We start from the raw sequence: 24,010 nt of genomic DNA, 5'->3' as shown, positions 1-24,010 counted from the left end.
CTCGTGCGTCAGCCCAGCCAGCGCATCCAGCCCCACACCACCGCCAGCGAGCCCAGCGTGACCGGGATGCCGGTCAGCGCGTGCTGTTTCCAGTCGATGGCAATGCCCTGCTTGGCGGCCAGGTCCACCACGATCAGGTTGGCAATGGAGCCCACCAGCAGCAGGTTGCCCGCAAAGGTGCTCACCAGCGCCAGCATCACGCCCGCCTCGCTGGCGTTGGCGCCCAGGTGCGGCAGCAGCAGCATCACGGCCGGCACGTTGGACACCAGGTTGGACAGCGCCGCACCCAGCACCAGCAAGGCGCCGGGGTCACTCAGGTGCACGCCCTGCGCCGCCAGCCAGACCACGGCCTCAGTGGCCAGCCCGGTTTGTTCAAAGGCGTGGTTCACCACAAACAGGCCCATGAACAGCAGCAGCAACGGCCAGTCCACAAAGCCCATCACCTGCGACGAATGCAGCCGCCGGCTCAGCAGCAACACGCCTGCGCCCACCAGCGCGGCCACGTCGCGCGGCCAGTCGGTAAACAGAAAAACCAGCAGCAACACCCCGGCCACGCTCAGGCCCTTGGCGGTTTGCCAGCGGTCAAAGGCGGGTGCGTCTTCCAGCGGCACATACACCGCCACCGGCCGCGCCAGCTCGCCCGCGCCGGTGCGCGAGCCCGGGCCGTAGGCCAGCCACAGCCACAAAAAGCCCAGCCCCAGCACCACCGGCCCCAGCGCCTGGCGCACATAGCCGCCAAAGGGCAGCTGCAGCACCGAGCCAATGAGCATGTTTTGCGGGTTACCGATGAGCGTGGCGGCCGAGCCGATGTTGGCCGCACACGCCAGCCCGATGAGAAACGGCACCGGGTTGAGCCCACGCTGCAAACACAGCCGGGCCACCACCGGTGTCATGGCCAGGCAAATGATGTCGTTTGAAAAAACGGCCGACAACCCGCCGGCCACCGCAATCAGCGCCGCCAGCAAGCCCCGGCGCGACAACGCCAAGCCGCCCACCCGGCGCGTGACCTCGGTGTAGAAGCCGCCCAGCCGCATTTGCGCGGAAACCACCATGAACGCAAACAGCAGCACGATGGTGGGCAAGTCCACCGCCTGCGCGGCGTCTTGCAGCGGCAGCCCGGTGAGCGCCATCACCGCAATGGCGCCCAGCAACGCCACGCCCGAACGGTCCAGCTTCAGGCGCGGCAAGCCGCCCAGAAACATGCCCAGGTACACGGTGGCGAAGATGGCCACGACGACCCAGTCTTGCCCGGTGTGGCCCAGCGGGGCGGGCAGGGCGGGCAGGTTCATGCGGCGCTGCGTTGCAGGTTCAGCGCCAGCAGGCGGGCCAGCAGCGCGTCGTCGGTCATCTGTGGCGAGTAGTCGGCCCAGCCGTAGGCGGCGGCCACGGCGGCGTCCAGCGCTTCGTGGGCCATGGCCAGCCAGGCGGGGCGCTGGTTGTAGAGGTTGGTGAGCGTGCGCTTTTGCAGCGCCTTGGCGTCGGCCTCGCTCAAGCCCGCTTTGGGCACGGTGCGATCCGGGTAGGGGCTCTTGTCCATCCCCAGCGGCACCACCTCGGGCACGCGCTCGGTCCATTCGGGCGGGTTGAGCCAGTTCTCGCGCAGGGCGTTCAGACGCGCCGCGGCCTCGGCAATGTGCGTGGCTGCGGCCTTGCGAGCGGGATCTGCCATCTGCGCCGGAATCAGCGCGCCGTGCGCCGAGCCGGGCACGGCTTCGGTCTGCTGGTGCGCGGTGTCGGCCGGCGTGAGGCCTTCGGGGAAGGGGAAGGTTTCGAAGCAGGTGGTGGGGGTGTAGCGCGGACGGTCTTCGAGCGATGTGCCCATGCGCAGCGCCCAGAGTTCGTGGAAGCGTGAATGCAGGATGCCGAAAGTGGTGTCGTCGGCGCGAGCGACCGAGATGACCGTTTGATGAGGCCACACAAGTACCGCCTGCCAAGTCCAAAAGCGGTGTTTGGACACTTGCGACGTTGCCAAGTACCTCGGAAGGCTTGCGGTTGCAGCGCGCCAACCGGCGCCGGTCTCCCCATGAATCCACCAGCGTTCCCGACGATTAACGCGCGGGTTCGTGGCGCGAATTGGCTGAACGTGCGTTTGCACATACGCAAAAGGTTTCTCGAAGAGGCAGGCCTCGTCCTGCGGGCGCACGGAGAAGTCCACAACCCACAAACCGCGACTTCGGCTATTGATGTCCTTGCCATTGGTCAGCGGACGAAGTACGTCACTGTTTGGTCGGCCATTCGGGTTGGGCTGTCGCAGCCAATCGCGCCCCAGTTCGGGCTCCACATCAAACTGTCCAATCAGTACCGGACCTTGAAAGCTCACGCCTGCGTTCGTTGGCAAGCGCTCGGCATGGGTCACATCGGCCGTCGCGGCGGAGCCCGCAGTGAGGTCGCTGTGGATTCGAGCCACGGCCACGCCGTCCAACCGCCGCTCGGCTTGTTCGGCTCCAAACGCGATCAGCGACACGCGCACCGCCGCGCCCTCGTTCACCCAGCCCTCATCGCTCCAGGCTTCAAAGATGTATTGGGTTTCTTCTATCGCGTCCAGCACCTTGCGGTTGGCGCCACCGCGAATCGAGTTGGTGGACACGAGACCGGCAGCGCTGAGCTGGCCGTTGGCGATCTGCTGGCGCGCTTTTTCGAACCAGTAACACACCAGATCGGCGCCGCCGGGCACGCGGCCTGCGTACACCTTGCGCAGCGTGGTGGTGGCGGCATCCCCCAGCTCGGCGCGCATTTTCTTGTCGCCCAGAAACGGCGGGTTGCCCACCACCACATCGGCGCGCGGCCAGGGGGCTTCGGTGGCGGTGGCTTCGCTGGCGCCGCCCCTCACCCCAGCCCTCTCCCCTGAGGGGCGAGGGAGTGAAGACAGTGCCTCGTCCGGGGGAGGGAGTGAAGACAGTGCCTCGTCCGGGCGATGGGGCCAGCTCAGCAGCGCATCGCGGCACTCAATATGGTCCAGCGGCTCCAGCACGGGGTTGGTCTTGAAGGGGTAGCCGTGGTCCAGCCGCCACTGCAGTTCACCAATCCACACGGTCACCCGCGCCAGCTCGGCGGCGTATTCGTTGAGCTCGATGCCCAGCACGTTGGCCGGGCCGGTGGCCAGCTCCACCTGCCGGTCCAGCCCCAGGGCTTCGGCTTCGGTGTTGGCGAGGTGCTCCACATCTTTCAGGCATTTGAGCGCGAGGTACAAAAAGTTGCCGCTGCCGCAGGCGGGGTCGAGCACGCGGTAGGCGGCCAGGCGCTGCAAAAACCCGACGTGCTGGGCCACGGCGTCGCGCCAGGCTTTGTCGTCGCGTTTTTTGCTTTTCTTGAGCAGCGCGGCCATGCGGTCGCGCGCGCTGGCCCATTCGCGCAGCAGGGGGCGGCGCACCACGGGGTCGATGATGCGTTCGATGGTGGCGGGGTCGGTGTAGTGGGCGCCGAGCTGGCTGCGTTTGCCGGGGTCGAGGCCGCGTTCAAACAGGGTGCCAAAAATGGACACGTCAATGGCGCTCCAGTTTTTGTCAGCGGCGTTGCGCAGCTCGGTCACGTCGAGTATGTCGAGCCGGGGCACGGCGATGGTTTGAAACAGGCCGCCGTTGAACCAGGGCACGTCGTCCACGCCAAACAGGCCGCCGCTTTTCATGGCTTCAAAGAGTTTGCCCAGGTTGTCCCCCAGGCGCTCGGGGCTCATGGTTTTGGCGTTGATGAGGCGGTCAAACAGCTGGCCGGGCAGCAGGCCCACGTCTTCGGCAAAGCAGCAAAACAGGCACTGGGTGAGAAAGTGGGCCACCGCGTCGGGCGTGTTGCCTCGCTCGCGCAGGCGCTCGGCCAGGGTGGCAAAGCTTTTGGCCGCGGCTTCGGTGATGTCGCGGTTGGTGGTGCGGGGCTTGAAGCTGTCGGGCGCGGTCCACACGCGCTTGAGCTTTTCGCGGGTTTCGTGCTGTTCGAGTTCGGCCAGTGCAATGGTGTGGCGTTCGCTGGGGTGGCCGTTGAACTGGGTGTGGATGCGGATGGTGAGGCGGTCACACACCACGAGCAGGGGCGGGTTTTCAAGGGCCAGGCTGTAGCCCTGGAGCTGGCGCAGCGCTTCGTCGAGGTTGCGGCCGGGGGCTTTGTTTTCCCAGGCAAAGGCGCCGCGCTTGAAGGCGTCGGCAAAGCCGTGCGCGGCGCCGAGTACGCGGGTGCCTTCTTCAAACAAGTACCCGGGCTCGGTGCCGGGCTTGGGCACGCCGAGCAGTTCGCACAGGTCTAAAAAATGGCTTTGTGCGCCCTGCTTTTCGTTGAGTGCGTAGGCCGGCCCCCCTGGCCCCCATTTGGCAATGAATGCTTGTGGTGTCATGTGCTTGGTTTTTTGTGTTGCCGGGCATGGTAGCAACAGGCGGCAAGCGCCCAGCAAAAAGCCGCCCGAGGGCGGCTTGTGCAAAGGCTAGGCAGGCGCTTGGCTTAGCTCTGCAGCGCTTTCCACATTTCCATGTCGCGCTCGGCGGTCCAGATGCGGGGGTTTTTGATGCCGCTGGCCTCGTCATAGGCGCGGCTCACGTCAAACGGCAGGCAGTGTTCGTAAATGAACACGTGGCCAAACACCGGGTCCATGGTCTTGCGGGTGTGGGCCATGGCGGCTTTGAGGTCCATGCCGGCGGCGGCGGCTTCTTTGCCGGCGGCAAACAGGGTGGTGACCCAGCGCTGGGTGTAGTCCAGCGCTTTGTTCACGTCGGCGTTGCCCTTCATGGCTTCGCCGCGGCCGGGCACGATGAACTCGGCCTTGAGCGCGCGCAGGGCTTCGAGGGTGGCGGGCCATTCGGCCAGTTGCGCGTCGCCGGTGTACACACCCGCTTCGTATTCGACCAGGTCGCCGCTGAACAGCACTTTTTCTTCTTCCACCCAGGCAATGGTGTCGCCACGGGTGTGGCCGTGGCCGGGGCTCCAGATCTGCACGTTCACACCGCCAAGGTCGATGGTGAGCTTGCCGGGCACTTCGCCCTTGGTGGCGTCGCCGCCGCCAATGACCAGGGTGGGCCAGGTGAGGCCGGGCACCGAGTCGGCACCGCGGAACAGGCGGGGGAAGCGCTCCATTTCGCTCTGCATGTCTTGGGCGCCGCGCTCTTTGATGAGCTCCAGCGTGCCCTGGCTGGCGATGACTTCGGTGGCGCCTTCGGCCAGGTAGGCGCTGGCACCCAGCACGCGCACGGCGTGGTAATGGGTGAGCAACACGTATTTGATCGGCTTGTCAGAGACGGTGCGGATCTGCTTGATCAGGTCGCGCGCCATGGCCGGGGTGGCGGTGGCGTCGCTGACCATGATGTATTTGTCACCAATGATGACGCCCGAGTTGGGGTCGCCTTCGGCGGTGTAGGCCCAGCAATGGGGGCTGAGCTGTTCGAAGGTGATCTTTTTGTCTTCCAGGTCGGCCTGGGAGGCGAAGGCTTTGCTCATGGGGGGTCTCCAGTGTGGGCGGGCAACAAGTGGCCGTATTTTACCTAAACGAAATGAATTTCACATAAGTGAATTTCAAAACCTGCGCATGCCGGTGTTTGCGGTGGGGGTTTCAGCTGCCCAGCCCGCGTTCGAGCATGGCCACCACTTCGTCGGCAAAGGCGGCGTAGCTCATGCTGCCACCGGGGCGCAGCCAGGTAAAGGTCCAGTTGATCATGCCGAACAGCATCATGGTGAGCGCGGTCTGGTTGGCGGGGGTGACGCGCTCGGGGTAGGCGCGCTTGAGAAAACGGGTGACGGCGGCGACCACGTCGCGCTGGCGGTTCAAGATGAGTTCGCGCTGCGCGTCGCCCAGAAATTTGGTGTCGGACACCAGCGACACATGGCGCGTGGCGGAGTGTTCGTATTCGTCCAGAAAGGCGCGCACCAGTTCGCTCAGCGCGTCGCGCTCGTTCAGGTTTTTGCGCTGTGCGCGCGCTTCAGACTCGCCAATGAGCGCCAGCAAGCGCTGGGTGTAGCGGTCGAGCAGGTCAAACAGAATGGCTTCTTTGCTCTCGTAGTAGTGGTACAGGCGCGCCTTGCTGGTGCCGCAGGCGGTGGCAATGTCGTTCATGCTGGCGGCCGGGAAACTCTGGCGGGCAAAGCATTGCGAGGCAACGTCGAGAATCTCTTCGCGCTTGAGGTCGTGGGAGGCGGATTTGGGGCGGGCCATGGGTGGATTCTCCCACTGGCTGCGGCTCACCCCCATCGCTGGCTCGCTGCGCGGTGCCGCTCCGCCCCTCAAGGGGCAACGCCTGCGGCCTGGCAAAGCCCGTTCCGCAGCGTTCTGGTTTCAAGGCCCTTCGCGCCGGTTGGGCCCTTGCCGATCCAGCCGGGTGAGGTCTTTGTTCCCGTTCGGGCTGAGCCTGTCGAAGCCCTGCAGCCGATCGTCCTGAGTTGGCCAATGGGCAGGCTCAGGGCACACGGTGAATCCTTTTCCAACCGGATCAATAGACAGCTTCAGGAGCGCAGTGATTCCAGCGGCGAAAGCACGCGCCCGCGCCCGGGCAACAGAAACTCACCGTAGCCAAACAGGCCGCGCAACACGCGCGCCGTGGCCACGGCCACGTGCCCGAGTGCGGCGCCCAGCTCCCGCAGGGGCAAGCCCACTTCCCGCGCGAAGCGGCCGGGGCGGGCCACCGCCGGTGCATCGGTCCAGTCGAAATGCACGGGTGCCGCGTCGCCCGGCGCCGCGATGGGCTCCAGCACCATGCGTGCACCGGCGGGCACGGACAGCACATCGCCGGGGCCTAAAAAACAATCGCCAGCGCTCTGCGGTGTGGCGCCAGCCGGTCGGCCCAGCGTCACCCAGACGCGCCCGCAAAAGACGCGCAACACGGCACCCTGCTTGGGGCGCAGCGTCATGGCGTGGCCGGGGTGCAGGCGCCAGGTTCCGATGACTGGGCGGCGGCTGGGGGCGAAATGGGCGGGTGACATGGAGACCTCCGGTGGGTGCAGATTGGGGTTCATCTTCTCGCTGCGCGGGCGCTGCGTCCAATGAAATGGCGCTAAGCTATTGATTCCATAAGCGCATCAATCAGCCCAACCCGACCATGCAGCTCACCACCAGCCACCCGCGCACCCGGCCCATTGCTGCCGGCCACCTGCGCGCCTTTGAAGCCGTGGCCCGGCACCTGAACTTTCGGGCCGCCGGCGAAGAGCTTTCGCTCACGCAGAGCGCGGTGAGCCGGCAGATTCAGGCGCTGGAAGACGAGGTGGGCACGGCGCTTTTCTTGCGCCACACGCGGGCTGTGGAGCTCACCAGCGCCGGCACGCAGCTGCTGCGCGCCACAGGCGTGGCGCTGGAACGCGTTGATGCGGCGGTGCGGCAGATTCGCCAGAGCGCGGGGCGCAAGAGCGTGGCCATCACCACCTGGGCGTCGTTTGCGTCCATGTGGCTGATTCCCCGGCTGGAAGCGTTTCAGCGCGAACACCCGGACATTGACATCCGCATTGATGCGTCAGACGCCACGGTAGACCTGGCCACCGCCGACGTGGACCTGGCCTTGCGCTACGTGGTGCCGCAGGCCGCCCCGCCCGGGGCCATTCGCCTGTTTGGCGAGCAGCTCACGCCCGTGGCCAGCCCCTGGCTGCTGAAAGAACACCGCCTCGCCCAGGTGGAAGACCTGGCCAAAATGACGCTGATTGAAGCCGGCGACGCCCACCGCACCCGCCACCTGGAATGGCTGACCTGGCAGCGCTGGCTGGACCAGTTTGGCCACACCGCGCCGCCGGACAAAGCCCCACGCGGCGCCAAGGCCGCCGTGCCGCACAAGCTCACGCCGCAGCGCTGGCTGTATTTCAACTACGCGCACCAGATCGTGCAGGCCGCGCTCACCGGCCAGGGCGTGGCGCTGGCACGGCTGCCGCTGGTGGCCGAAAGCCTGGCCAGCGGTGCGCTGGTGGAGCCGCTGCCCCACACCCGCATGGACTCGCCGCTGGCCTACTGGCTGCTGGTAGCGCCACGCAGCACCCTGCGCCCGGAAGTGAAGGCGTTTTGCGACTGGCTGCAGCAGCAGGCCGCCGCCACCCGCGAGGCCATTGGCGACGTGCCCGACCCCGACACGGTGGACCACCTGGATTGACGCGCGCTGGCGCTGTGTGCGCCCGCCTGGTGCGGCACACTCACGGGCCCACGCACCGGTCTCCGCTCGATTTCCAAACCATGACCCAGCCCAACCACCACCCCAGCGGCAACCTGCGCAGCATCATCGCCATGCTGGTGGCGGTGGGCTTTTTTGCGCTCATGGACGCGGTGCTCAAGCTGCTGTCCACCCGCTACCCGGTGCTGCAAATTGCGGCGCTGCGCGGCGCCACCGCGCTGCCGCTGGTGCTGCTTTACGTGGCCTGGCGCGGCGCCTGGCACACCGTGTGGCGGGTGCGCTGGCCGCTGCACTTGCTGCGCGGCGCGCTGGGCATCACCATGCTGTCGCTGTTCACGTTGGGCGTGCGCGACCTGCCGCTGTCGGCCGCCTACACGCTGTTTTTCATTGCACCGCTGCTGATCACGGTACTGTCGGTGTGGGTGCTGAAAGAGCGCGTACCCGCCGCGCACGGGTGGGCCGTGGCCATCGGGTTTGTGGGCGTGCTGATTGCGCTGCGCCCCAATGGCGAAGACCTGCAAGCGGGCTTGGTGACCACGGGCGGCCTGGCGGTGCTGGGCGCGGCGCTGTGCTACGCAGTGACGGCCGTAACAGGCCGGCTGGCCAGCCGCACCGACAGCAGCGAAAGCATGGTGCTGTCGATGATGGTGCTGATGGCCCTGGGCGCCGGCGCGCTGGCTGCACCCGGCTGGGTGGCCATTCAGAGCACCGACGCCGCGCTGCTGCTGGCGCTGGCCATCACCGGTTTTGGCGGCCAGCTGGCCATTACCGAAGCGTTTCGCCACGGCCAGGCTTCTGCCGTGGCACCGTTTGAATACAGCGCCCTGGCCTGGGGCCTGGGGCTGGACTGGATCATCTGGCAAAGCCTGCCCGCCGCCCACACCTGGCTGGGCGCGGCCATCATCGTGGGCAGCGGCTTGTATGTGGTGCGGCGCGAAAAGCGCATCACCGAAGTGCACGCCAATGCGGAGCATCCCTGAAGGCAAGCTCAAGCCAGAAGATCTTGCACCCTTCCGCTACTTACTCGACCGGGTGCGAGCATCAGGAGGAACGCGTGGCACACGCGTTTCACCGCCGGGCCACCCCAAGGTGAAACAGCCCCCTCGGGGGGCAGCGAACCACATGCAGTGGGGAGCGTGGGGGGCTCTACCTCTCTGGCCACATCGCCCCGGTGTCGGTCAAGATGGCGTCCAGCGGCACATCGTGAATTTCGGGCCGCATCTCGGGCAGCCAGGAAAAGTCGTAACCCAGGCCCACCGTAAAAGGTTTGGGCTGCAGGCTGGCCAGGGTGCGGTCGTAAAAACCACCGCCATAACCCAAGCGGTAGCCGCCCGGCCCAAAGCCCACGCAGGGCACAAAGATCAGTGTGGGCTCCACAATTTCGGTGTCTTTGGGCTTGGGGATGCCAAAAGCGTCTTCTTCCATGGGGCAGCCGGGGTACCAGGTGTAGAAGGTGAGCGTTTTATCCACCTTGTTGACCACGGGCAGCGCAATGCGCCGGTGCCGTTGGGCGCCTTGGGCGTCTTCTTCCAGCCCGGCTTCTTGCCAGCGAAACAGCGCCGGCAAGGGGTCAAACTCACCTTTGATGGGCCAGTAGGCACCAATGATGGCGTCGGGCCGCTCGATCAACCAGACCCGCATGACCCGTTGCAGCAGGTCGTTGCGCCAGGCGCGGTCGGCCAGGTTCTGGCGCTTGTCCACCAGCGCTTTTCGCCAGGCGGCTTTTTGCGTCACCACCGCTGATCCGTCGCCCTGTTTCATAGGGAGTTGAGAGGAACTTTGACCGTCTTTGTTGTCCATAATCAGCAGATGAAACTGGTAAGCCTGAAACAGGGAAGAATAATGAAGCAAGGTCTCGCAACCATTATGGCCGCGCTGGCGCTGCAGGCAACGGCCTGGGCGCAAACCCCTGCCGATACGGCACTGCTGGAGATGCGCGACGCGTTTCGGCGCAACAACACCGGCCAGATGGCCACCCTGCTGCCCCGCGTGCGCGGCCACGCACTGGAACCCCTGGCCATTTATTGGGACATGAAGGCCCGGCTGGACACCGCGCCAGCCACTGAGATACCCGCCGCCATGGACCGCATGGCCGGCAGCTACTGGGAAGACCGCCTGCGCAACGACTGGCTGCTGCATCTGGGCAAGCAGCGCGACTGGGCCACGTTTGAAGCCGAGCTGCCCAAATTTCGCATGAACGACGACCGGCAGGTGCAGTGCTACGCGCTCATGCTGGACGCCGTGGCCGGACGCACCCCCGCCAGCGAAGCCGCCCGCCAGGTGGCGCCGCTGTGGCACGCGCAGCGCGATGTGGACGAAGGCTGCGCGACCGCCGCCCAGGCGCTGCTGGACAGCGGCCACCTGAAGCCGCTGGCGGTGTGGCAGCGCGCCCGCCTGGCCATGGACGCCAACAAGCCCCGCGCCGTGGCGCAGGCCGTGGCCATGCTCGACCCCGACTGGGTACCGATGATCGAGGCCCTGGCCAAAGACCCGGCGAAATACCTCGACGAAAAATTCACCGCCATTCGCCCGCGCACCAAGGAAATGGTGACGTTGGCCACGATCCGCCTGGCCGCCAGCGACCCCACCGCGGCAGCGCTGGAACTGCAGCGCAAGCGCTGGGTGACGCAGCTCACGCAAGAAGAGCGCGGCTGGCTGTGGGGCGTGATTGGGCGGCGTTCGGCGCAAAAGCTGCAAGACGACGCGCTGGTGCATTTCGCCAACGGGCAAGACCGCTTCATGCACGACGACCACCTGGCCTGGAAAGCCCGTGCCGGGCTGCGCGCCGGCGCGTGGGGCCACGTGCGCGACGCGGTCGCCGCCATGAGCGAAGCCCAGCGCGGCGAGCCGGTGTGGGTGTACTGGCGCGCCCGCGCTCAGCAAGCCTTGAAAGAGCCCGACGCCGCCACCGCCCCCACACAAGCCCGCGCGCTGTACGAATCGATTGCCTCACCGCGCGGTTTTTACGAGCAACTGGCCATGGAAGAGCTGGGCCGCACCATCACCGTGCCGCCAGCCCCGCCGCCGCTCACGGCGCAAGAAATGGCGGCCGCTGAAAGCCACCCTGGCCTGCGGCGCGCACTGACAGCCATACAACTGGGCCTGCGCAGCGAAGGCGTGCGCGAGTGGCACTACGCGGTGGCCTTGCACGCCCCTGGCGGCAAGGCCGAACGCGAGCTGCTGGCCGCTGCCGCGCTGGCCTGCCGCCACGAGCTGTGGGACCGCTGCATCAACACCAGCAAGCGCACCCCCGACGCCCTGGACCACAGCCAGCGCTTTCCCATGCCGCACCAGAGCGAAGTGGTGAAGCGGGCCAGCGCCATTGGCCTGGACCCGGCCTACGTGTATGGCTTGATCCGCCAGGAGAGCCGCTTTGTGATGAATGCCCGCTCGCATGTGGGCGCGTCTGGCCTGATGCAGGTGATGCCCGCCACCGCCAGCTGGACCGCCCGCAAGATCGGGCTCACCGACTTCAAAGCGGGGCAGATCAACGAGCTGGACACCAACATCCTGATCGGCACGGCCTACCTCAAGTTTGCGCTGGACGACTTTGAAGGCTCGCTGCCCATGGCGGCGGCGGCCTACAACGCCGGGCCTGGGCGCCCGCGCGCCTGGCGCAACGGCCCCACGCTGCCGGGCGAGATCTGGGCAGAAAACATCCCGTTTGACGAAACGCGCGACTACGTCAAACGCGTGCTGGCCAACACCACCAACTACGCCGCGCTCATCACCGGCCAGCCGCAGTCGCTGCGTGCGCGCCTGGGTGTGGTGGGCCCGCGCCCGGCCGCCGTGGCCGTCAACCGCGACCTGCCCTGAACGGCAGACACGCAGCGCGATCCCGTTGTACAACCGACTTGCTCCTCAACCAGACCCCTCCATGAAAAACATCCTCGTCCTCGGCGGCACCGGCTTTGTGGGCCGCCATGTGTGTGAAAAGCTCCACCGCATGGGCTGGCGCATCACGGTGCCCACGCGCCGCGCCATCAACGCCGCCGCCGTGCAGCACCTGCCCCGTGTGACCGTGCTCGAAGCCGATGTGCACGACGAAGCCCAGCTCACCCGCCTGCTGCCCGGGCACGATGCCGTGGTCAACCTCGTGGCCATCTTGCACGGCAGCGAAGCCGCTTTTGAGCATGTGCATGTGCAGCTGCCGACCAAGCTGGCGCGGGCCTGCGCCGCCACCGGGGTGCGCCGCGTGGTGCATGTGAGCGCGCTCGGCGTGGGCCTGGACGGCCCTTCGCTGTACCAGCGCAGCAAAGCCCGGGGCGAAGAAGTTTTGCGCCAAGCCAACCTGGACCTGACGGTGCTGCGCCCCAGCGTGATCTTTGGCGCTGGCGACCGGTTCCTGAACCTGTTTGCGCGTCTGCAAGCCGTGTTTCCGGTGATGCCACTGGCCGGCGCCGGCGCCCGCTTTCAGCCGGTGTGGGTGGACGACGTGGCCAGCGCGGTGCTGGCCTGCCTGAAAGACGAAGGACTCCCCATGAGCACCGTGGGCCAGACCTTTGAATGCGCTGGGCCCGATGTACTGACCCTGGGCGAACTGGTGCGCCTGGCCGGGCGCCACGGCAGCACCGAGCGCCCCATCTTGCCGCTGCCCATGGCCATCGGGCGGTTGCAGGCGTTCATGATGGAGCTGGCACCGGGTGAGCCGCTCATGAGCCGAGACAACCTGGCCGCCATGTCGGTGGACAACGTGGCCACCGGCCAAAACCCCGGCCTGCAGGCGCTGGGCATTGTGCCGGCCCGGGTGGAAGCGATTGCACCCAGCTACCTGGGCGACCGCGGCGGACGCAGCGCCTTGCTGCAAGCCCGCCAGGGCGCCGGGCGGCGCTGACCGCGCGCCACCGCTCGGACGAAAAAAAGCCACCAGGTCTTTGGGACCCGGTGGCCGAATGAGACGCCGTCTCAGATGAAGAAACTTAGAACTTGCGGCTGTACTGCAGACCGGCGCCGTTTTGGCTCATGGAGATGCTCACCGGACCGGCCATCGACGGTCCCGTCACGGTGTTTTTCTTGCCATGCCAGGCGGCAAAGGTGAGCTCTTCGTTCGTTGACATGGCGTAGGTGCCGCCCACGGTGATGTGCGACTTGATCACGCCGGGCGCCAAAATGTTCAAGAACGCGTCTGCTGGCTGAATCGGGTTCGTGCCATGGTTGTAGCCTGCGCGCAGCGTCCATTGGTTGTTCATTTGCCACTGCACACCCAGCTTGACGGTCTTGACGTCTTGCCAGCCGAAACCTGGCGCTGCGGGGTCTGAGCTGGCGTTGCCAATAGACGCAACACCCGAATAGTTGATGCGCGTGTAATCCAAAGCCACCTGCACCGCCGGAGTCACCTTGACAGCCACGCCCAAGGCGTAGTTTTCTGGAATGTCGAAGTCGCCATTCTCGGCAAAGAGGTTGGCGTAGTCCTTGAAGCGGGACATGTTGATCTTGGGTGAATACGAGGCACCCACGGTCACGGCATCGCCAAATTGGCCCATGTAGCCCAGACGCACGCCAATGCCAGTGCTGTTGTCTTTGCCCTGGTTTTCCAGTCCGAAGCCCGGGCCATCCAGCCCATACGCCTCGAACTGCTGGTAAACCAACAAGGGCGACAGGCCCAGCGAGTGGTTATCCGCCAACTTGTAGGCCACTGTGGGCGCCACGATGAGTTGCATCAGGTTCACACCCAGCTTGCCAGTGCCGCCAAAAATATTCATGTCGCCAAAGCTCGGCGCATAGCTGGTGTTCATACCGCCGTTGCCATAGACCGTGAGGCCCAGGGCCAGCTTGTCCGACAGCGCCACGTTGTAGCCGAATTCAGGAATCAGGAATGCGCTCTTGCCGCTTTCCACGGTAACGCCGCCCATGGCTGGAGGGACCGTCGCACTGCGCTTGGGCAAGAAAATCTCTGCACCAATGTCATAACGGTTCCCCACGAATGCGGCCGAGGCCGGGTTGTTCACACCAGCAAAGGCGTCGTGCGTGAGGGCCACGGCGGTGCCGCCCATGCCCTTGGCCTTGAGGCCAAAGCCATGCGGGAAGTAGCCATTGGTGGCGTGGGCGGGCAGCATGGCTGCGCCCAAGGCAAGCAGTGCCGCTGCGCGCAAGGCGTGAATTTTGAACGTCATGAAGTGTCTCCTCGGGTGGTTTTATTGAATGGAAGCTGGGGGTTTAGAACTCACCCTTGGAGCCGCGCTGCATCATTTCCCAGATGGTGTCGCGCACGGCTTGGGCTTCTTCTTTCAGGGGCGAGGGCAGCTTGCGGCCCATCTTGACCATCATGTCCATGTTCAGCGTGTAGAGCCACAGGCTGCCATCGTCGTGCTCGACCATGCTGATGCGGCAAGGCAGATAAGCGGCCATGTGGGGGCTGAAGTCCACCATCTTGCGAGCGGTGGCCGGGCTGCAGAAGGAATACACGGTCAGCAGTTTTTCCTTCTTGCCCGAGCGGGCTTCGAGTTCTTTGGACAGCGGCAGCGTGCCCACGTCGCGCATGTTGCGCTCAACGGCAACTGCTTTGAGGATCTCCTCCACCTCGCTGGCCTTCAAGCCGGGCTTGACCTTGGCTTCCCAGGTGGTGGCCACAGCGATGTCGCCGTTGCCCTCGATCCAGCGGTCCCACATGCGCGAGGCTTCTGCGCCGGCGCCGTCTTCGAGTTTGCTGATGGTGGCCAGGCTGCCGCAACCGGTGGTCACGAGCAGGGTGGCCGTCAGGGCCAGGCCGATGGAGATGCGCTTGAAGATATGCATGAAACGGGTCCTCTTTGTCCGTGGGTGGTGAAACTGCGGTTTGACTTTCATCAAACGTTGCAACCCGTAACTTATCGATCCCCCTGCACTTCGTCATTGGTGACTACCCTAGGGGGTAGGGTACGCACCTAAACCAAAGTCACTATTAGGGATTGCATGACGACGTGGGGAGCCGTTTCTTTGGCAAACTCTGGGCTAGCACCTTTCTTACAGGACACACCATGGCAGCCACTTCAGCAAAAACCGCGTCCAGCGCCTCAGAGCCTTCTGCAACGGCATCGGCCTACCGGTCCGAACACCAGCGCGACGTGATCAACCGCCTCAAACGCATTGAGGGCCAGGTACGCGGCCTGATTGACATGGTGGAAAGCGGCCGCCCTTGTGAAGACGTGGCACAGCAAATGTCGGCCGCCCGCAAAGCGATGGACAAGGCCTTCTACCGGATGATGGCCTGCTCGGTGATGGAAGCGGTCTCGACCTCGGAGTCGGAAGTGGACACGTTCCGGGAAGTTGAGCGCTCCACGCGCATTCTGGAAAAGTACGCTTGATGCGTGGCCACGGGCGCTGACCCAAACGCCCGGCTCTGACACCCCGAACCCGCATCAATTTGCGGTTTTTTTGCATCAATGCGGCGACGACGAGGCCTTAGCATGCAGGCTCTGACAAGGAACATCCATGGCGCTGCAACTCTATATTGGCAACAAAAACTATTCGTCCTGGTCCATGCGCCCCTGGGTGCTGCTGACGCAGGCGGGCATTGCATTTGAAGAAGTCATGGTGCGCTTCGACTCGTTCGAGGCCAACTCCACCTTCAAGCGGCAGATGCGCGGCATCAACCCGGTGGGCAAGGTGCCGGTGCTGGTGGACGACGGCTTTGCGGTGTGGGACACGCTGGCCATTGCCGAGTACCTGGCCGAGCGCTTCCCTGAAAAAGCCCTGTGGCCTGCTGATCTGCGGGCACGCGCTCGGGCCCGCAGCGTGTGCGCCGAAATGCACAGCGGTTTTGGCGCGCTGCGCAGCCATTGCCCCATGAACATTGAAGCCAGCCTGCCCGACGTGGGCCGCCTGATCTGGCGCGACCAGGCTGGTGTGCGCGCCGACGTGGCCCGCCTGTGTGGCCTGTGGGGCGAGCTGCTGGCGGCCCAGCCTGCGCAGATGCCCGACGGCACGGGCCCGCTGCTGTTTGGCACGTTCACCATTGCCGACGCCTACTTTGCGCCCGTGTGCATGCGCCTGAAAACCTACGGCCTGCCCCTGCCCGCCGACCTGGCAGCCTATGTGGACCGGGTGGCTTCGCTGCCCGGCGTACAAGCCTGGGTGCAAGGCGCGCTGGCCGAACACGATTTTCTGGACTTTGAAGAGCCTTACCGGCTGGGCCGCTAAGCCCACCGCCGGGCTGCGCTGGACATAAACTTGGCAGCATGAAGATTTACCTGGTGGGCGGCGCGGTGCGCGACGCCCTGATGCAACAAGACACCCTGGCCGCTCCCCCCGCTCATTTTGACCGCGACTGGGTCGTGGTGGACGCCACACCCAAAGCCATGCAAGCGCAGGGCTACCTGCCCGTGGGGCGCGATTTTCCGGTGTTTTTGCACCCCAAAACGCGCGAAGAATACGCGCTGGCCCGCACCGAGCGCAAAACCGCCCCGGGTTACCACGGCTTTGCCTTTCACGCCGAACCGGGCGTGACGCTGGAAGACGACCTGGCCCGGCGCGACCTGACCATCAACGCCATGGCGGTGAGCGAGGCAGAAGCCGACGACCCAGCCACCGCGTATGTGATCGACCCCTACGGCGGGCGCCGCGACCTGCAGGCCCGGGTGTTGCGCCACGTGACGACTTCGTTTGCCGAGGACCCGGTGCGCATCTTGCGGTTGGCGCGGTTTGCGGCCCGCTTCCCCGACTTTTCAGTGGCCCCCGAAACGCTGGACCTGATGCGCCACATGGTGGACCACGGCGAGGTGGACCACCTGGTGCCCGAACGGGTGTGGCAAGAGCTGTCGCGCGGGCTCATGGAACAGCGTCCCAGCCGCATGTTTGAAGTGCTGCGTGCCTGCGGGGCGCTGGTGCGGCTGCTGCCCGAGGTGGACCGCCTGTGGGGCGTGCCGCAGCGCGCCGACTACCACCCCGAAATCGACACCGGCGTGCACCTGATGATGGTGCTGGACATGAGCGCCCGCCTGGCCGCCCCGCTGCCGGTGCGCTTTGCCTGCTTGGGCCACGACCTGGGCAAAGGCAACACGCCCGCCGACGTGCTGCCGCGCCACATAGGCCACGAAGAGCGCAGCGCAAAGCTGTTGCGCGGGCTGTGCGAGCGCTGGCGTGTGCCGCGCGAGAGCCGCGAGCTGGCCGACGTGGTGGCCCGCGAACACGGCAACATCCACCGCAGCACCGAGTTTGGCGCGGCCGCGCTGCTGCGCCTGCTGGAACGCTGCGACGCGCTGCGCCGCCCCGAGCGGTTTGACGAGGCGCTGCTGGCCTGCGAATGCGATGCCCGGGGGCGCCTGGGCCATAGCGAAAAAACGTACCCGCAACGCCCCCGTCTGCGCCAGGCGCTGGACGCGGCCTTGTCGGTGGACACCGGCGCCTTGGCCGCCAGCGTATTGCAGCGCGCAGCCGATACACCCGACACTTCCCCAACGGCAACCGCCGCCGACGCGACCGCCGTGGGGCTGCGCATTGCAGGCGCCATTCACGAAGCCCGGGCGCGGGCCATTGCCCACGCCTTGGGGCTGGCGCACGACCACCCCACCGAACCGGCCGCAGCACCCGTGCAAAAGCCCGCATAATTTGGCCGCATGGCCCACCTCCTGATTGTTGAAGACGACGAACTGCTGCGCGACGGACTGAGCGCCCAGCTGATGCAAGCGGGGCACCGCACCGACACCGCCGCCGACGGCGAACAGGCGCTGCACCTGCTGCAAACGGTGTCCTTCGACGGCATGGTGCTGGACCTGGGCCTGCCCAAGGTCGACGGGCTGACCGTGCTGCGCACCCTGCGCCAGCGCTTGCCGGCTCTGCCGGTGCTGATACTCACCGCGCGCGATGGCGTGGAAGACCGGGTGGCGGGTCTCAATGCCGGCGCCGACGATTACCTGACCAAACCCTTCAACCGCGACGAGCTGCAAGCACGGCTGCAGGCCATGCTGCGCCGCGCCAGCCTGCCGGCTTTTGGCGGCGCCAACCCCGCACCCGTGCAGGGCACTGGTGTGGGCCAGTTGCGGTTGGATCCCCAGGTGCCACGGGCCTGGCTGGGCGAGGAAGCCATAGACCTGACCCAGCGCGAATGGGCTTTGCTCGACCTGCTGGTGCGCCACAGCGGCCAGGTGGTCAGCCGCGAAGACGTGCTGGGCGCCTGGCAGTCGGACCCCGGCGAGCCGGGTGCTGTGGCGTCCAACGCGCTGGAGGTGTATGTGCACCGCCTGCGGCGGAAGCTGGCGGGCTCCACGTTCAACATACGCAATGTGCGCGGCCTGGGTTACATGCTGGAAACGGCGGCGGGTTGAGAGGCTGCGAGTCTTTTACTCATGCCCGCTCACCGCTAACCCACATGTCCGCCCCTGCCCTGCTTTCGCTGCGCCGCCAGCTGCTGCTGTGGCTGCTGCTGCCGCAGCTGGTGCTGTGGGCCGGTGGCGGCTTGCTCACCTACCGCATCGCACTGTCTTACGCTGAAAAAGGCATTGACCAGTCGCTCACCCAGTCGGTGCGGGCGCTGGCGCGGCAGGTCAAGCCGGTGGGCTCGGGCTTGCTGATCGACTTTCCCCGCGCCGCGCAAGACGTGCTGGAACAAGACCCGGACGACCGCATCAGCTACATGGTGTCGTCACCGCCGGGGCAGTTTTTGCTGGGCAACCAGCGCCTGCCCCAGCCCACCGAAGCGCCTGGCGGGCCGGGCGAGCCGCTGCTGTACGGCGGCCTGCTGGACGGCAAACCGCTGCGCATTGTGGCCATGGACGTGCGGTACGGCGAAGGTGCCACGCCGCAAACCTTGCGCGTGCAGGTGGGCAAGGGCCTGGCGGTGCAGCAGCGCATTGCCCGCGAGCTGGTGGCCGACATGCTGGCGCCGCTGCTGGCCCTGGGTGTGCTGCTGAGCCTGCTGGTGTACGGCGGCATCCGGCGCGGGCTGACCCCGTTGACCCGCCTCACGGCCCAGCTGGAACACCGCTCGGTGAACGCGTTGTCGCCCATTGGCATGACGCAGGCCCCCAGCGAAGTGCATGCACTGGTGCAGGCGGTGAACGGCCTGCTGGACGAGGTGGCGCGCAGTGTGAACCAGGAAAAGCGCTTCATCAACGACGCGGCGCACCAGCTGCGCACGCCGCTGGCCGGGCTGATCAGCCAGGTGGAACTGGCCCAGCGGGAAACCAGCGACCCTGCCCTGTCGCAGCGGCTGGCCAAGGTGCTCACCGGCGCGCAGCGCAGCGCCCACCTGGTGCACCAGCTGCTGACCCTGGCCCGCACCGAAACCCGCGCCCGCAGCGAGCCGCTGGACTTGCCGGTGCTGGCCCGTGAAGTGGCCCGCGAATGGACACCGCGCGCACTGGCCGCCGGCATGGACCTGGGCTACGAGGGCGCCGATCACCTGGTGATGAACGGCGACACGCTGCAACTGCGTGAGGCCATGGCCAACCTGATCGACAACGCCTTGCGCTACACCCCGTGCGGCAGCACCATCACCCTGCGGGTGCAGGCACTGCCCAGCGGCGCTCTGCTGGCGGTGGAAGACAACGGACCAGGGCTCAGCGACGAGGACATGGCGCACGTGTTTCAACGCTTCTGGCGCGCCAGCGAACAGCCTGGCGGCTGCGGGCTGGGCCTGGCCATCGTGCAGGAGATCGCCCGCCGCCACGGCGGTGAAGCGCGGGTGGAGCGGGTGCAACCGCAAGGCTTGCGGGTGGAGCTGCGGCTGGGTTAGCCGCCGGGGCTTGGTCCTTTGCTGGCGGGTCAGCCGAGCCGCACACCCGACTGGGTGTCAAACCAGTTGGCGTGCGCCATCTGAATGTCCAGACCCACGCGGTCGCCGGGGTTCACCCGCACTTGCGGCGCGGTGCGCACCGTCACGTCGCCCGCCGCGGTTTTCACCACCACGTAGGTGTCGGCGCCAGTGGGTTCCACCACGCTCACCTCACCGCGCCAAGGCGCTGCGTCGCTGAACACGATGTGCTCGGGGCGCAAACCCAGCACGGCCTGGCTGCCTTGGGGCGCCGGGCTGGCTAGGCGCAAGTCGGCGCCCTGAATGCCAAAACCGCCACCATCGGCCGCCGCAATGGCCTTGCCGGTGATGAGGTTCATGGTGGGCGAACCGATGAAGGTGGCCACGTAGGTGTTGGCCGGGCGGTTGTAAATGTCGTCCGGCGTGCCCAGCTGCTGCAAGATGCCGTCTTTCATGACCGCGATGCGGCTGCCCAGCGTCATGGCCTCGATCTGGTCGTGGGTCACATACACGCTGGTGATGCCGCTGGCCTGGTGCAGCCGCTTGATTTCGGCGCGCATCTCGACGCGCAGCTTGGCGTCCAGGTTGGACAGCGGTTCGTCAAACAGAAACAGCTGCGGCTGGCGCGCGAGCGCCCGGCCCATGGCCACGCGCTGACGCTGCCCGCCCGAAAGCTGGCTGGGCCGGCGGTCCAGCAGGTGCTCAATTTGCAACATGGCAGCCACTTCGTCGATGCGCTTTTTGCGCTCGGGCTTGGGCACTTTGCGCATTTCCAGCGCAAAGCCAATGTTGTCGGCCACGCTCATGGTGGGGTAGAGCGCGTAGCTCTGGAACACCATGGCAATGTCGCGCTGCGCAGGGGCCACGCCCACCACGTTGCGCCCCGCAATCTTGATGGCGCCTTCGGTGGGCTCTTCAAGCCCGGCAATGATGCTGAGCAGGGTGGACTTGCCGCAACCCGATGGGCCCACGAGGATGAGAAATTCGCCCGGAGCGACGGCGATGTCGATCTTTTTCAACACCTCCACCGCTTTGTCGCCCTTGCCGAAACACTTGCGAACGCCTTGAATGTCGAGTGACGATGCCATGATTTTTTTCCTTAACCTTTGACGGCGCCAGCGGTGAGGCCGCGCACAAAATACCGCCCGGCGAGCACATACACCGCCACCGTGGGCAGCGCCGCAATGAGGGCCGCCGCCATGTCCACGTTGTAGGCCTTGACGCTGCTGGTGGTGTTGGCCAGGTTGTTCAGGCCCACGGTGACCGGCTTGGAATCGGCACCGCTGAAGGCCACGCCAAACAAGAAGTCGTTCCAGATCTGGGTGAACTGCCAGATCAGCGTGACCATGACGATGGGGGTGGACATGGGCACGATGATGCGCAGGAAGATCTGCCAAAAACCCGCACCGTCGAGCCGGGCGGCGTTGAGCAACTCACCGGGCACCGCAGCGTAGTAATTGCGGAAAAACAGCGTGGTGCTGGGCAAACCGGCCAGGCAGTGCACAAAGATCAGACCGCCGATGGTGCTGGACAAGCCCAGCCACCCCAGCACCTGGCTCATGGGCAGCAGCACCACCTGAAACGGCATGAACACGCCAAACAGCAGCAAGCCAAAAAAGGTTTCGCTTCCGCGAAACTTCCACAGGCTGAGCACATAGCCGTTGAGGGCGCCCCAGGTGGTGGAGATCAACACCGCGGGAATCGCCATCCACACCGAGTTCCAGAAAAACGGCTGCAGGCCCTTGCATTCCACGCCGGTGCAGGCGGTGGACCAGGCTTGTCCCCAGGCCGAAAAGTTCAGGCTGCCGGGCAGGCTCAACAGGTTGCCGTTGCGGATTTCGTCGGCGTCTTTGAGCGACGTGACCACCATCACATAGAGCGGCGCCAGGAAGAAGGCAGCGCCCACCAGCAGCGTGGTCATGAGCACCAGGCGCCCCAGGGAAAATCTAGCGGTCATGGGGCTTGCTCCTCAGCTCACTGTACAAATACGGCACCACGATGGCCGCCACGGTGGCGAGCATGATGGTCGCGCTGGCGGCACCCAGACCGATCTGGCCACGGGTAAAGCTCATGGCAAACATGAAGGTGGCGGGCACGTCGGTGGCGTAGCCGGGGCCGCCCGATGTGAGCGCCATCACCAGGTCAAAGCTCTTGATGGCGAGATGAGCCAGCACCATCAGGGTTGAAAAGAACACCGGCCGCAGCGCGGGCAGCACGATGCGCAGGTAGATGCGGGGCAGTGATGCGCCGTCGATCTGCGCGGCCTTGATGATGCTGTCGTCCACACCGCGCAAGCCGGCCAGAAACAGCGCCATGGCAAACCCCGCCGACTGCCACACACCGGCAATCACCACGCAGTAAATCGCCATGTCCGACTGGACCAGCCAGTCAAACGTAAAGCTTGTCCAGCCCATGTCCTGCATCATTTTCTGCAGGCCTTCGCTGGGGTTCAAAATCCATTTCCAGGCGGTGCCGGTCACCACGAACGACAAGGCCATGGGGTAAAGGTACACGGTACGAATGAAGCCTTCGCCACGCACTTTCTGGTCCAACAGCACGGCCAGAAACACGCCCAGCGCCATCGACACGCCGACATACAGAAAGCCAAAAATGGCCAGGTTTTTCAGGGCCACCCACCAGCGGTCCATGGCCCACAGGCGCTCGTACTGGGCCAGTCCCACCAGCTCGTAGTTGGGCAACATGCGCGATGCCGTGACGGACAGCAGCCCGTTCCAGACCATGAAGCCGTAGATGAAGGCCAGGCCGAGTACAAAGGCGGGCGCCAGTACCAGCTTGGGCAGGAGGTTGTCGGGTGTTTTGGGCATGGGAGGTTCGGACACGGACACCCCCCGCTGGGGAGCGCCCGTGCCTGACTCGCTGATAAGGCTTGGTGAAGCCGCTTAGTTGGTGGCGGCTTGTGCGATGCGCTTTTGCGCGTCGGCCACGCTCAACTTGTCGTCGTTCCAGAACTGCGTGACCGCGTCCTGAATGGCGCCGGCTTTGGCTGGGTCCACCGCCATGCCGTGGGCAATGGACGGCACCAGACCGCCCGACTTGGCGGTTTCCACGAAGTCGGCGGCCGAGAGCTTGGCGCAGTCGTCAAACTTGTCCATGTTGTGGCCCAGACGCACGGGGATGGAACCCTTGTTCTGGTTGAACACTTCCTGGAACTCGGTGCTCAGGATGGCCGAGGCTAGATCGGCCTGGGCCTTCTGGGCGCCTTCGTCCTTCAGCTTGAACATGATGAACGAGTCCACGTTGAAGGTGTAGGCGTTGGCCGTGCCCGGTGCGGCAGCGCACAGGAAACCTTCACCCGGCTTCTGACCTGCGGCGGTGAATTCGCCCTTGGCCCAGTCGCCCATGAACTGGAAACCGGCCTTGCCACCAATCACCATGGCGGTGGTCATGTTCCAGTCGCGGCCGGTGGAGGCAGCGTCGGTGTAACCCTTGAGCTTGCGGAAGGTGTTCAGCGCCTTGGTCATGGTTGGGCTGGCAATGGCAGCCGGGTCCAGCTTCACCAGTGCGTCGTTGTAAAACGCGGCACCACCCACACCCAGCACCACCGACTCGAACACGGTGAAGTCCTGCCAGTTTTGGCCGCCGTGGGCCAGCGCCACGTTGCCCGACTTCTTGATCTTGTCGGCCGCGACAAAGAACTCGTCCCAGGTCTTGGGCATGCCGGACACGCCGGCTGTCTTCAACACCTCGGGGTTGGCCCACATCCAGTTGACGCGGTGCACGTTGACAGGGGCGGCCACGTAGCTGCCGTTGGCCTTCATCACGTCGGCCACCACCTTGGGCAGCAATTCGTCCCACTTCTCGGCCTGGGCCACGCTGTCGATGTTGGCCAGCATGCCTTCGGTCGCCCATTCCTGGATGGCCGGGCCCTTGACCTGCGCGGCCGTGGGCGGGTTGCCCGACACGGCGCGGCTCTTGAGCACGGTCATGGCGTTGTCACCACCGCCACCGGCCACAGCAAAGTCTTTCCACTCGTGGCCCTTGGCTTCCAGCATGGCCTTGAGCTCGGCTGCCGACTTGGCCTCGCCACCCGATGTCCAGTAGTGCAACACCTCGACCGAGGTTTTTGCGGGCTCAGGCGCAGCAGCGGGCGCTGGTGCAGGAGTGGCAACGACTTCTTCTTTTTTTCCGCAAGCGGTGGCCAACATGGCCGCCACCAAGGTCGCGCCCAGGGTGTAATTGAACTTCATGGCTGTCTCCGAGAGGGGCCTGTGGCCCGTTGTTGGTTGGCCCCACGCACAGCGCGCCGGGGTCATTAATTTTTCAT

Annotated in this window: 21 protein-coding genes; 9 read left to right on the top strand and 12 right to left on the bottom strand. The window is 65.7% G+C overall.

Features of this window, described 5'->3' with window-relative positions; all coding sequences use genetic code 11:
- Positions 1-8: 8 nt before the first annotated feature.
- The 5 genes from AC0GNR_RS09675 to AC0GNR_RS09655 form a co-directional block, all read right to left on the bottom strand.
- Positions 9-1,289 carry an anion transporter gene (locus AC0GNR_RS09675; protein ID WP_472900748.1) on the bottom strand — a complete coding sequence of 427 codons (1,281 nt, stop codon included), beginning with the start codon at positions 1,287-1,289 and terminating at the stop codon, positions 9-11.
- Positions 1,286-4,321, bottom strand: a complete 3,036-nt coding sequence (locus AC0GNR_RS09670; protein WP_472900747.1) for a class I SAM-dependent DNA methyltransferase — start codon at positions 4,319-4,321, stop codon at positions 1,286-1,288. Before AC0GNR_RS09670 ends, AC0GNR_RS09675 begins: the two co-directional genes overlap by 4 nt.
- Positions 4,322-4,425: 104 nt before the next feature.
- Positions 4,426-5,415, bottom strand: a complete 990-nt coding sequence (locus tag AC0GNR_RS09665; protein ID WP_472900746.1) for an MBL fold metallo-hydrolase — start codon at positions 5,413-5,415, stop codon at positions 4,426-4,428.
- A gap of 112 nt (positions 5,416-5,527) precedes the next feature.
- Positions 5,528-6,127, bottom strand: a complete 600-nt coding sequence (locus AC0GNR_RS09660; RefSeq protein WP_472900745.1) for a TetR/AcrR family transcriptional regulator — start codon at positions 6,125-6,127, stop codon at positions 5,528-5,530.
- A 287-nt stretch (positions 6,128-6,414) separates the two neighbouring features.
- On the bottom strand, positions 6,415-6,891 hold the full coding sequence (locus AC0GNR_RS09655; RefSeq protein WP_472900744.1) for a DUF2917 domain-containing protein: 477 nt from the start codon (positions 6,889-6,891) through the stop codon (positions 6,415-6,417).
- Positions 6,892-7,007: 116 nt separating this feature from the next.
- On the opposite strand from AC0GNR_RS09655, the gene AC0GNR_RS09650 reads away from it, so the two are divergent.
- Both AC0GNR_RS09650 and AC0GNR_RS09645 read left to right on the top strand, forming a co-directional pair.
- Complete coding sequence (locus AC0GNR_RS09650) at positions 7,008-8,039, top strand: LysR substrate-binding domain-containing protein (RefSeq protein ID WP_472900743.1); 1,032 nt, start codon at positions 7,008-7,010, stop codon at positions 8,037-8,039.
- Positions 8,040-8,119: 80 nt separating this feature from the next.
- Complete coding sequence (locus AC0GNR_RS09645; protein WP_472900742.1) at positions 8,120-9,037, top strand: DMT family transporter; 918 nt, start codon at positions 8,120-8,122, stop codon at positions 9,035-9,037.
- A 166-nt stretch (positions 9,038-9,203) separates the two neighbouring features.
- Here AC0GNR_RS09645 and AC0GNR_RS09640 read toward each other — a convergent pair whose 3' ends face one another.
- Positions 9,204-9,818 carry a 5-formyltetrahydrofolate cyclo-ligase gene (locus tag AC0GNR_RS09640; protein WP_472900741.1) on the bottom strand — a complete coding sequence of 205 codons (615 nt, stop codon included), beginning with the start codon at positions 9,816-9,818 and terminating at the stop codon, positions 9,204-9,206.
- 81 nt (positions 9,819-9,899) lie between these two features.
- Between AC0GNR_RS09640 and AC0GNR_RS09635 the strand changes: the two genes are divergently transcribed.
- Both AC0GNR_RS09635 and AC0GNR_RS09630 read left to right on the top strand, forming a co-directional pair.
- Entirely contained in the window at positions 9,900-11,873 is a 1,974-nt protein-coding gene (locus tag AC0GNR_RS09635) for a lytic transglycosylase domain-containing protein (protein ID WP_472900740.1), read from the top strand.
- Positions 11,874-11,934: 61 nt separating this feature from the next.
- Positions 11,935-12,891, top strand: a complete 957-nt coding sequence (locus tag AC0GNR_RS09630) for a complex I NDUFA9 subunit family protein (RefSeq protein WP_472900739.1) — start codon at positions 11,935-11,937, stop codon at positions 12,889-12,891.
- A gap of 85 nt (positions 12,892-12,976) precedes the next feature.
- Here AC0GNR_RS09630 and AC0GNR_RS09625 read toward each other — a convergent pair whose 3' ends face one another.
- Positions 12,977-14,170 carry an OmpP1/FadL family transporter gene (locus tag AC0GNR_RS09625; protein WP_472900738.1) on the bottom strand — a complete coding sequence of 398 codons (1,194 nt, stop codon included), beginning with the start codon at positions 14,168-14,170 and terminating at the stop codon, positions 12,977-12,979.
- Between the two features lie 43 nt (positions 14,171-14,213).
- On the bottom strand, positions 14,214-14,792 hold the full coding sequence (locus tag AC0GNR_RS09620; protein ID WP_472900737.1) for a DUF302 domain-containing protein: 579 nt from the start codon (positions 14,790-14,792) through the stop codon (positions 14,214-14,216).
- A gap of 221 nt (positions 14,793-15,013) precedes the next feature.
- Between AC0GNR_RS09620 and AC0GNR_RS09615 the strand changes: the two genes are divergently transcribed.
- The 5 genes from AC0GNR_RS09615 (at position 15,014) to AC0GNR_RS09595 (ending at position 19,707) form a co-directional block, all read left to right on the top strand.
- Positions 15,014-15,340, top strand: a complete 327-nt coding sequence (locus AC0GNR_RS09615; protein ID WP_472900736.1) for a metal-sensitive transcriptional regulator — start codon at positions 15,014-15,016, stop codon at positions 15,338-15,340.
- Positions 15,341-15,467: 127 nt separating this feature from the next.
- Positions 15,468-16,175, top strand: coding sequence for a glutathione S-transferase family protein (locus AC0GNR_RS09610; RefSeq protein ID WP_472900735.1), 708 nt, complete (start codon positions 15,468-15,470; stop codon positions 16,173-16,175).
- 38 nt (positions 16,176-16,213) lie between these two features.
- Entirely contained in the window at positions 16,214-17,581 is a 1,368-nt protein-coding gene (locus tag AC0GNR_RS09605) for a multifunctional CCA addition/repair protein (protein WP_472900734.1), read from the top strand.
- A gap of 9 nt (positions 17,582-17,590) precedes the next feature.
- On the top strand, positions 17,591-18,298 hold the full coding sequence (locus AC0GNR_RS09600; RefSeq protein WP_472900733.1) for a response regulator transcription factor: 708 nt from the start codon (positions 17,591-17,593) through the stop codon (positions 18,296-18,298).
- A 44-nt stretch (positions 18,299-18,342) separates the two neighbouring features.
- Positions 18,343-19,707: a sensor histidine kinase gene (locus AC0GNR_RS09595; protein WP_472900732.1), complete on the top strand. Its 1,365-nt coding sequence runs from the start codon at positions 18,343-18,345 to the stop codon at positions 19,705-19,707.
- Positions 19,708-19,736: 29 nt separating this feature from the next.
- On the opposite strand, the gene AC0GNR_RS09590 is transcribed toward AC0GNR_RS09595, so the two are convergent.
- The 4 genes from AC0GNR_RS09590 to AC0GNR_RS09575 form a co-directional block, all read right to left on the bottom strand.
- The gene (locus AC0GNR_RS09590) at positions 19,737-20,813 is read right to left on the bottom strand and encodes an ABC transporter ATP-binding protein (RefSeq protein WP_472900731.1); all 1,077 of its coding nucleotides are present in this window, start codon (positions 20,811-20,813) and stop codon (positions 19,737-19,739) included.
- An 11-nt stretch (positions 20,814-20,824) separates the two neighbouring features.
- The gene (locus AC0GNR_RS09585; RefSeq protein WP_472900730.1) at positions 20,825-21,682 is read right to left on the bottom strand and encodes a carbohydrate ABC transporter permease; all 858 of its coding nucleotides are present in this window, start codon (positions 21,680-21,682) and stop codon (positions 20,825-20,827) included.
- Positions 21,672-22,550, bottom strand: a complete 879-nt coding sequence (locus tag AC0GNR_RS09580; protein ID WP_472900729.1) for a carbohydrate ABC transporter permease — start codon at positions 22,548-22,550, stop codon at positions 21,672-21,674. The genes AC0GNR_RS09585 and AC0GNR_RS09580 overlap by 11 nt, the downstream gene beginning before the upstream one ends.
- Positions 22,551-22,625: 75 nt before the next feature.
- Positions 22,626-23,933 carry an ABC transporter substrate-binding protein gene (locus AC0GNR_RS09575; RefSeq protein WP_472900728.1) on the bottom strand — a complete coding sequence of 436 codons (1,308 nt, stop codon included), beginning with the start codon at positions 23,931-23,933 and terminating at the stop codon, positions 22,626-22,628.
- Between the last annotated feature and the right edge of the window lie 77 nt (positions 23,934-24,010).

The sequence above is a fragment of the Hydrogenophaga sp. LT287 genome (assembly GCF_055702805.1).
Note: the sequence above shows the minus strand (reverse complement) of the source record. Positions and strands in the feature narration are given on the sequence as shown.